This is a genomic window from Verrucomicrobium sp. 3C, from assembly GCF_000379365.1.
In the GTDB taxonomy this organism is placed as follows: Bacteria; Verrucomicrobiota; Verrucomicrobiia; order Methylacidiphilales; family Methylacidiphilaceae; genus Methylacidimicrobium.
The window spans coordinates 612,121-619,326 of sequence record NZ_KB901875.1 but is presented as its reverse complement, the minus strand read 5'-3'; the positions used below and the strand labels follow the sequence as shown (position 1 = coordinate 619,326).

General features: G+C 60.8%; 9 protein-coding genes. 3 read left to right on the top strand and 6 right to left on the bottom strand.

Annotated features, from left to right (window positions below):
* Both tnpA and A37A_RS21990 read right to left on the bottom strand, forming a co-directional pair.
* Positions 1–317 (bottom strand): IS200/IS605 family transposase (tnpA, locus tag A37A_RS15630; protein WP_018290178.1); only part of this gene is annotated, 317 nt, incomplete at its 3' end.
* Positions 318–579: 262 nt separating this feature from the next.
* A complete protein-coding gene (locus A37A_RS21990; protein WP_020493968.1) occupies positions 580–807 on the bottom strand; it encodes an AAA family ATPase in 228 nt (75 codons plus the stop codon).
* A gap of 64 nt (positions 808–871) precedes the next feature.
* Here A37A_RS21990 and A37A_RS0103640 point away from each other — a divergent pair, with 64 nt between their 5' ends.
* Positions 872–1,099 carry a hypothetical protein gene (locus A37A_RS0103640; protein WP_018290176.1) on the top strand — a complete coding sequence of 76 codons (228 nt, stop codon included), beginning with the start codon at positions 872–874 and terminating at the stop codon, positions 1,097–1,099.
* A gap of 192 nt (positions 1,100–1,291) precedes the next feature.
* On the opposite strand, the gene A37A_RS0103635 is transcribed toward A37A_RS0103640, so the two are convergent.
* From A37A_RS0103635 to rplU, 4 genes are all read right to left on the bottom strand, one after another.
* Positions 1,292–1,648, bottom strand: a complete 357-nt coding sequence (locus A37A_RS0103635) for a hypothetical protein (RefSeq protein WP_018290175.1) — start codon at positions 1,646–1,648, stop codon at positions 1,292–1,294.
* Positions 1,645–2,730 (bottom strand): GTPase ObgE, encoded by a 1,086-nt coding sequence (gene obgE, locus A37A_RS15625; protein WP_018290174.1) that lies wholly within the window; start codon positions 2,728–2,730, stop codon positions 1,645–1,647. Before obgE ends, A37A_RS0103635 begins: the two co-directional genes overlap by 4 nt.
* 65 nt (positions 2,731–2,795) lie before the next feature.
* Entirely contained in the window at positions 2,796–3,050 is a 255-nt protein-coding gene (rpmA, locus tag A37A_RS0103625; RefSeq protein ID WP_018290173.1) for a 50S ribosomal protein L27, read from the bottom strand.
* A gap of 9 nt (positions 3,051–3,059) precedes the next feature.
* Positions 3,060–3,392, bottom strand: coding sequence for a 50S ribosomal protein L21 (rplU, locus tag A37A_RS0103620; protein ID WP_020493967.1), 333 nt, complete (start codon positions 3,390–3,392; stop codon positions 3,060–3,062).
* A 533-nt stretch (positions 3,393–3,925) separates the two neighbouring features.
* Between rplU and A37A_RS0103615 the strand changes: the two genes are divergently transcribed.
* Both A37A_RS0103615 and tkt read left to right on the top strand, forming a co-directional pair.
* Positions 3,926–4,870 carry an AAA family ATPase gene (locus A37A_RS0103615; protein ID WP_018290171.1) on the top strand — a complete coding sequence of 315 codons (945 nt, stop codon included), beginning with the start codon at positions 3,926–3,928 and terminating at the stop codon, positions 4,868–4,870.
* Between the two features lie 276 nt (positions 4,871–5,146).
* Positions 5,147–7,204: a transketolase gene (gene tkt, locus A37A_RS0103605; protein WP_081616269.1), complete on the top strand. Its 2,058-nt coding sequence runs from the start codon at positions 5,147–5,149 to the stop codon at positions 7,202–7,204.
* The last annotated feature ends 2 nt before the right edge of the window (positions 7,205–7,206 follow it).

Genomic DNA, 7,206 nt, shown 5'->3' with positions numbered 1-7,206 from the left:
ATGGTTTCCGCGCTGACATTGCCGGCGGTGCCGACGTAATAGGATGGAGACCAGGGATGTCCATCCCACAACCGCTCCTTAAGTGCTGGAAACCGTTGAAACAGCAAGCGAGCCGTAACGCCCTTGAGCACCTTGACGGCGTCGGCCACGGCAATGGCGGGAGGCATGCTGAGAAACAGATGGATGTGGTCCGGCTGAATCTCCTTGGAGATCATCGGCCAATCTCGTTCCGCGCAAATCGAATCCAGCATCGCTCGCATTTCCTCGGCCACCGGTCCCGTCAACACGTCGATCCGATACTTTGGGCACCATACCACATGGTATGCGGTTTGGTAAACACAATTGCGATTGGTGACAACTCGTTGCACATCTGGAATCCTACGTCACATGTCGCGTTCCGCGCAACCGCAATTCCTCCCGCGATTCAAATCGCAGGTTTCCTTGCAGGAACTCTATGAGCCGGATTCCGAAGGTCCTCTTAGCTCCCGAACTTGTTTGTTTACAGCATCGACTACGGCGTCGGAGAGGGTGAAATCCGCTTCTATGCGGAAACGGGCACTGCCTTGTGCCAACAGACCCTTAAGGCCACTCTCGGGAAAGGAAAACGATTCCAGTGGTTTGCCGCGAGGGCGGCTCGAAGGCCTCTTTCAGCGTGCGGCTGGAGGCGGTCTTGGAGAGTAACTGCAAAGCGTCGAGAAAGTTGCTCTTGCCTGCGGCGTTCGGTCCGAAGAGGACCGATAAGGGCTGCAGTCGCACCTCAACATTTCGTAAGGACTTGTAATCTAGTATTTTTATGCGGTTGAGCATTTTTCTCTTTTCCGTCGTTCCATGAGCTTACAGGAGCGTGCCCGAGAATGTTGCTGGTTAGGGCGTGAGCGATCCTGACGCCTGCGTCTCCCAGCACCCGCTCGTAGAGCCGCTTGGTCCACTGCTCCAGGATGCCCCCAGGACCGACCATCGCTTCCGGCCTCCGGTAGTCCATCATCCACACTTCAAGGATCGCCGCACGGATCCCCGGCTTCTTGCCTTCTCGGCCCTGCGCTTCCTACTCCTTGTTCGTGGTCACTTCCCTTTCCATCTCTTCCTACCTTGGTTGTGATTCACATACAAATTTTCGGCCAGCTCCTCAGGCACTGCTTTACCGAAAGCGGCAGCTCCCGCTATGGCGCTCCTACGTCGCACCGCGCTACTCCTCGACTCTACCCAAGCGTTCCCCTGCGGCTCGCCAAATGGAGCAATCTGCGGCGCATGATGGGATGTTCTCGCGCTAAGTCTAAGTCCGACAGGCAGGCTAGTGTCGCCACGCCAGGAAGAGGTAGGGGAGCAGAAAGGCGGAAAAAAGCAGCATCAAGGCGAGCAGGGAGCCTACAAAGACCCTTCTTCGCTCGCCGGCCGCAACAGCCTTCCAGACGACCACCGATCTCCAGAGCAAGAGGAGCGAAAAGAGTGTAACCAGCAGCAGGGCCGTCGGCAATGCCCAGGCAGCGCCCCGTCGCGTCATCACGCCCAGGCAGATGGTGATGATGCCGAACCCTCCTCCGGAGTAGAGGGCGGTCTTTGCCTTCCGCGGATTGGAGAGATAGCCCGCGGTGCCGAGCGCGATCAGCCCTAGCCCATAGATAATCAGCCACCGGGCGACCTCTTTCATCGGATGTCCGGCGCCGAGAGTCCGATGGCTTGGTGGAGATCCATAGACGAAGAATTCTCAGAGAGCTTCCGTCGGAAGGCGGCGGTCAACTCGGGGATTCCCAGCCCGGTACGAGCGGAGACAAAAATGGGTTCTTCCCCTGCCGGCCGCGCGCGACGCAGGGCGGCTTTGCGCGCCGTCCGTAAATCGATCTTATTCCCGACGACCAGGAAAGGGCGTTCGGCCAAACCATGACCGTAGGCCTCCAGCTCCCGTCGCAAGAGGAGAAAGTCAGCCATGGGATCGGGGCCCGAGAGATCGAGCACCAGCAGCATGAGCCGGCAGCGCTCGACGTGGCGAAGGAATTCGTGGCCCAAGCCCTTCCCAAGATGCGCGTCTCGAATCAACCCAGGAATATCGGCGATCGTAAGCCGGTGGCCATCGGGCCATTCGAGCACTCCGACGGAAGGGGAAAGCGTCGTGAATGGGTAGTTCGCTACCTTTGGTTCCGCGGAGGTAAGGCGGCGCAGCAGGCTCGATTTTCCCGCGTTGGGAAGCCCCACGAGCCCGATGTCGGCCAGAAGCTTGAGCTCGAGGACGAATTGCCCGCACTCCCCGGGTTTTCCAGGGTCGGCGCGACGGGGCGTCTGGTTTTGAGGACCCCGGAAATGCCAATTTCCCCATCCGCCCCGTCCTCCCCGGCAGAGGACAAAGCGATCGGTCGGCGAGGTGAGGTCGGCGACAAGGTCAACGGCTTCATCGCGCGCTGGTAAAGGCAGCAGCTTGCATCCTTGCTCGGGATCGCTACGGATGAGGCTCACGACCGTGCCGGGAGGGACGGAAAGAATTAGCTCCTGGCCCTTGCGCCCCGTCTTGATCGCTCCTGAGCCCGCCCGCCCGTTCTGCGCCAGTTGATGTGGCACGAAGAAGAGATGGGAGAGATCGTTACGGTTAGGGTCGACGACCAGCAGGACGTCCCCGCCTTTTCCGCCGTCGCCGCCGTCAGGACCGCCATGGGGCTCGTAGGGAGCTCTCCGAAAACTGACACAGCCCCGTCCCCCATCCCCCGCCTTGGCGAAGATTCTTACTCGATCGACGAACATGCGTATTTCCGTGTGCCTTTAAATCGCACAAGGAGAAGAGAGTCCAGACCGAGTGGCTCTTCTGCCTAAGCTGGCTGCTCGGTCTGAATATGAACTTTCCGGTTGAGGCGATCCCAACGCACGACACCGTCGGCCAAGGCAAAAAGCGTAAAGTCGCGGCCCTGTCCGACGTTTTCCCCTGGATGAAAGCGTGTTCCCCTCTGCCGGATCAAAATGTTGCCGCTACGGACCCGTTGGCCGCCGTAGCGCTTCACTCCCAGACGCTTGCTATTGCTGTCTCGCCCGTTGCGCGAGCTTCCTTGCCCTTTTTTGTGTGCCATGATCGTCCTCTACACTGATTTCTTGCCGATAGATAACTCCACCACACGTACGCGCGCCAAGCGCTGACGATGGCCGACCGTCCGGTGATAACCCTTCCGGCGACGATAGCGGAAGGCGACGACCTTAGGGGCTCGTATCTCTTCGAGCAGTTCGAAAACCGCCTTTGCTCCGGCCACGCGTGGCGTGCCGACTTCAGTTTTACCGTCAACCTCGATGAGGAGTACCTCCTCGGTGGTCCACTTCTCTCCGGCGGAAATACCCTTCTTCGGGAGCTCGATTTCGAGAATGGCACCCTCTTCTGCGCGGTATTGCTTCCCGCCAGTACGAATCACAGCAGTCATAGTCCTCCGATGCACTACCCCCAGTTCCGCAGCCTCCCGGCTCGATCCAGGGTTTTGGACTCGCATCTGCGAGCCCCGGGCGGTCCCGGTCCATTCGATCAGGGCGCACCGCCCCAAGCCGCTTCCATCCGCTTTGGCGGGCAACTCGATGGGAAATCATATGCGTTTGGCAGAAGCTGTCCAGCACATAAGCGGCCTTGCCCGCCCGCCAAAGCGCAGGGGACAGGGGACCAGCCAAAGGGAGAGGCTATGGACGGGGTCGGCGCCCGACGCGATCAATCCCGGCTTCCTTGGTCGAGAGCAGCGAGATGCCCGGATTACACCAGAGGAATCAGCTAAGGCAAGCGACCCAATGCATTTGCCAAAGTGATCTATCTCATAAGAAGAATCAAATAGCATTATGTCACGAGACGCCGTACAAGAGTTGGAGGAAACGAGGTGGGGCGAGGGAAGTCCCAACGAAGCGGCCGGGGTCGTTTCGCAAGCCGCAGGAGAACGCTTGGGAGAGAGGCAGGTTAAGGCCTCCAGACACCATGAAAGAAGAGGGGAAGCAACCTCAGGCGGCCGCCGTGGATCGAGAGCGGCTGGTCGATCTCGATGAGGTGCTCACCGGTGCCGGAGTCGGAGACATCCTGGCCGAACTCGATGCCGAGTTCATCGGGCTGGCTCCGGTCAAGCGCCGGGTACGGGAGGTCGCGGATTTTCTTCTCGTGGAGCGGCTGCGAATCTCCGTCGGGCTCCAAAGCCAGGTCCCGACCCTGCATATGTCCTTCACGGGCTCACCGGGAACTGGGAAGACGAGCGTTGCCCTGCGGATGGGGAAAATTCTTCACCGCCTCGGCTACGTTCGGAAAGGGCACCTTGTCGTCGCCGGCCGCGACGACCTCGTCGGTCAATATGTGGGGCACACCGCCCCGAAGACCAAGGAAGTGATCAAGCGGGCGATGGGCGGGGTTCTCTTCATCGACGAGGCCTATTCCCTCTACCGTCCGGAAAGCGAGCGCGATTATGGGCTGGAAGCGGTAGCGATCCTCCTACAGGCCATGGAGGACTACCGGAACGATCTGGTCGTGATCTTCGCAGGTTACCGGGAGCGGATGGAGACCTTCTTTGCTTCCAATCCTGGCTTGCGCTCGCGGATCGCCCATCACATCGACTTCCCCGATTATAGCTTTGAAGAGCTGGTGTCGATCGGAGATCTGATGGTCCGATCTCAGGGCTATTTCTTCGATCCGCCGGCGCAGGAGGCTTTTCGGGAATACTTGGCGTTGCGCCGGAAGCAGCCGCTTTTCGCCAATGCCCGCAGCGTCCGCAATGCCATTGATCGCATCAAGCTGCGTCAGGCCGCCCGTTTGGTTGCCGCCGGCGGGAAGATTCGCTCCGAGGAGCTCATGCGGATCGACGCGTCGGATATTCGCCAGAGCCGGGTCTTTACCGGCCCGGAAGCTGGGGAAAGCCAAGGGAGCGGAAAGCCTTGAGGTAAGATCGTAGATGGATCGTGGATCGCGCGAGAAACGGCTCGCGGTGGTTCGGCCGCTTGACAGAGCCCGGAGCGAACCGCAATATCGCGCTGACAGGGAGTCGGCGCTTAGCCGCTGGTTGTGGGTGGGTCCCTTGCTTCCTCGCCATCCTCTGCTGGGAGCAGAGGAAGAGCCGGCAGAGCTTTCCTGCGCGGCCCTGGTCGAGGCAATTTTGCAGAATCACCCATGACGAAAACTCCCCAGGATGAGAACTTCCTAATAGAGAAACCAAACATGAGCAGTTCGACCCCCCCCACAGTTACCCCCGGTTTATCCAATCCGCCCGCCGAAGAGGGGTTGGCGGCCCTGGCGGCCAATGTGGTTCGCGGCTTGGCAATGGATGGAGTGCAGAAGGCCAATTCCGGTCATCCCGGCTTGCCCATGGGAATGGCGGATGCCGCCGTCGTGCTCTGGACCCGCTTCTTGCGTTTTGATCCCGCCGACCCCCACTGGCCGAACCGCGACCGGTTCGTTTTGTCGGCAGGACATGGGTCGATGCTTCTGTATGGCTTGCTTCATCTTTGCGGGTTCGATCTGCCGATGACGGAGCTGGAGAGCTTCCGTCAGTGGGGAAGCCGGACTCCCGGCCATCCGGAATATGGCCATACCGCCGGGGTGGAGACGACGACCGGGCCGCTGGGCCAAGGCATCGCCAACGCCGTCGGAATGGCCCTTGCCGAGCGGTGGCTGGCCCAACGGTACAATCGTCCTGGGCACGAGGTGGTCAACCATCGGACCTTTGTCATCGCCAGCGACGGGGATATGGAGGAAGGGATCTCCCACGAGGCGGCGTCCTTGGCGGGCCATTTGCAGTTGGGCAAGCTGGTCGTCCTTTACGACGACAACCACATCAGCATCGACGGACCGACTGCGCTCTCCTTCAGCGAGGACGTGCTCGGCCGGTTTGCGGCGTACGGCTGGAATGTCCGAAGAATCGACGGTTTGAACCAAGCGGAAGTTGCTTCCGCCCTCGCTTGGGCCACTGCCCAGGAAGAGCGACCCACGATTATCGCCTGCCGGACCATCATTGGCTGGGGAAGCCCGAACCGGCAAAACACCGCCAAAGCGCACGGGGAGGCGCTGGGGGCGGAAGAAGTAAAGCTTGCGAAAGAGCGCCTCGGCCTCCCGGTGGATCGGACCTTCTACGTGCCCGAAGAGGTGAGAACCTTCTTTCACGCCGCGGCGAAGAAAGGGGCTGCGGAGCGGTCGCGCTGGCGGGAGATCTTCTCGGGCTACCGGAAGGAGTTTGCGGCGGAAGCGGAAGCCTTCGAAGCCGCGCTCCGGAGAGATATTCCCGCGGGATGGGAGAAGGCGATGCCAAGCTTCCCAGTGGATAAGCCGCTTGCGACGCGGGCGGCGTCCGGAGCGGTGCTCAACGCGATCTTCGATAAGGTCGGCTACCTCCTCGGCGGTTCCGGCGATCTGACCCCGTCCAACAATACGCTGCCTAAAGGGGTGAAGGAGATTCGTCCTGGGGACTTTTCCGGGGGATACATCCATTACGGCATTCGGGAGCACGGGATGGGCTCCCTCATGAACGGGATGGCCGTTCACGGCGGGATTCGTCCCTATGGGGGAACCTTCCTGATCTTCTCAGACTACATGCGACCGCCCATCCGTTTGGCGGCCATGATGAAGGTGCCGGTCGTCTACGTCTTCACCCACGACAGCATCGGCTTGGGAGAGGATGGTCCGACTCACCAGCCCGTTGAGCAGTTGACCGCTCTTCGCGCTATTCCCAATCTGGTGGTCTTCCGTCCGGCGGATGCGACCGAAACGGTGGAAGGCTGGCGGGTTGCCCTCGAAAGGAAAGATGGCCCGACCGCCTTGATTTTGACGCGGCAGGCTCTTCCCGTGCTCGACCGCGGACATCTTGCTCCTGCCTCTGAGGCCAGGCGCGGAGGATATGTGCTCATCGGGGAGCCCGACCCGGAAGTGATCCTGATTGCTACGGGTTCGGAAGTTTCCCTTGCCCTGGGAGCCAGAGAGCTCCTTTCCGGGCAGAAGATCCGGTCGCGGGTGGTCTCCTTACCTTCTTGGGAGCTCTTTGCCCAGCAGCCGGAAGCCTATCGGGAAGAGGTCCTCCCCGCCAAGGTCCGCGCGCGTGTTTCCGTCGAAGCCGGGGTGACGCTGGCTTGGCGGCGCTGGCTGGGACTGCAGGGTGAGGCTGTCGGGATCGACCATTATGGGGCCTCGGCGCCGTATGCCACGATCTACAAGGAATTTGGCCTGACGAAGGAAGCGGTTGCGGAGGCCGCTCATCGAGCCTTGGCGCGGACAGGACGAGGCTAAGG

Coding starts and splice junctions, on each gene's coding strand:
- A37A_RS21990 (WP_020493968.1), bottom strand. CDS start 807: ATGCTCAACCGCATAAAAATACTAGATTACAAGTCCTTACGAAATGTT.
- A37A_RS0103635 (WP_018290175.1), bottom strand. CDS start 1,648: ATGAAAGAGGTCGCCCGGTGGCTGATTATCTATGGGCTAGGGCTGATC.
- obgE (WP_018290174.1), bottom strand. CDS start 2,730: ATGTTCGTCGATCGAGTAAGAATCTTCGCCAAGGCGGGGGATGGGGGA.
- rpmA (WP_018290173.1), bottom strand. CDS start 3,050: ATGGCACACAAAAAAGGGCAAGGAAGCTCGCGCAACGGGCGAGACAGC.
- rplU (WP_020493967.1), bottom strand. CDS start 3,392: ATGACTGCTGTGATTCGTACTGGCGGGAAGCAATACCGCGCAGAAGAG.
- A37A_RS0103615 (WP_018290171.1), top strand. CDS start 3,926: ATGAAAGAAGAGGGGAAGCAACCTCAGGCGGCCGCCGTGGATCGAGAG.
- tkt (WP_081616269.1), top strand. CDS start 5,147: ATGAGCAGTTCGACCCCCCCCACAGTTACCCCCGGTTTATCCAATCCG.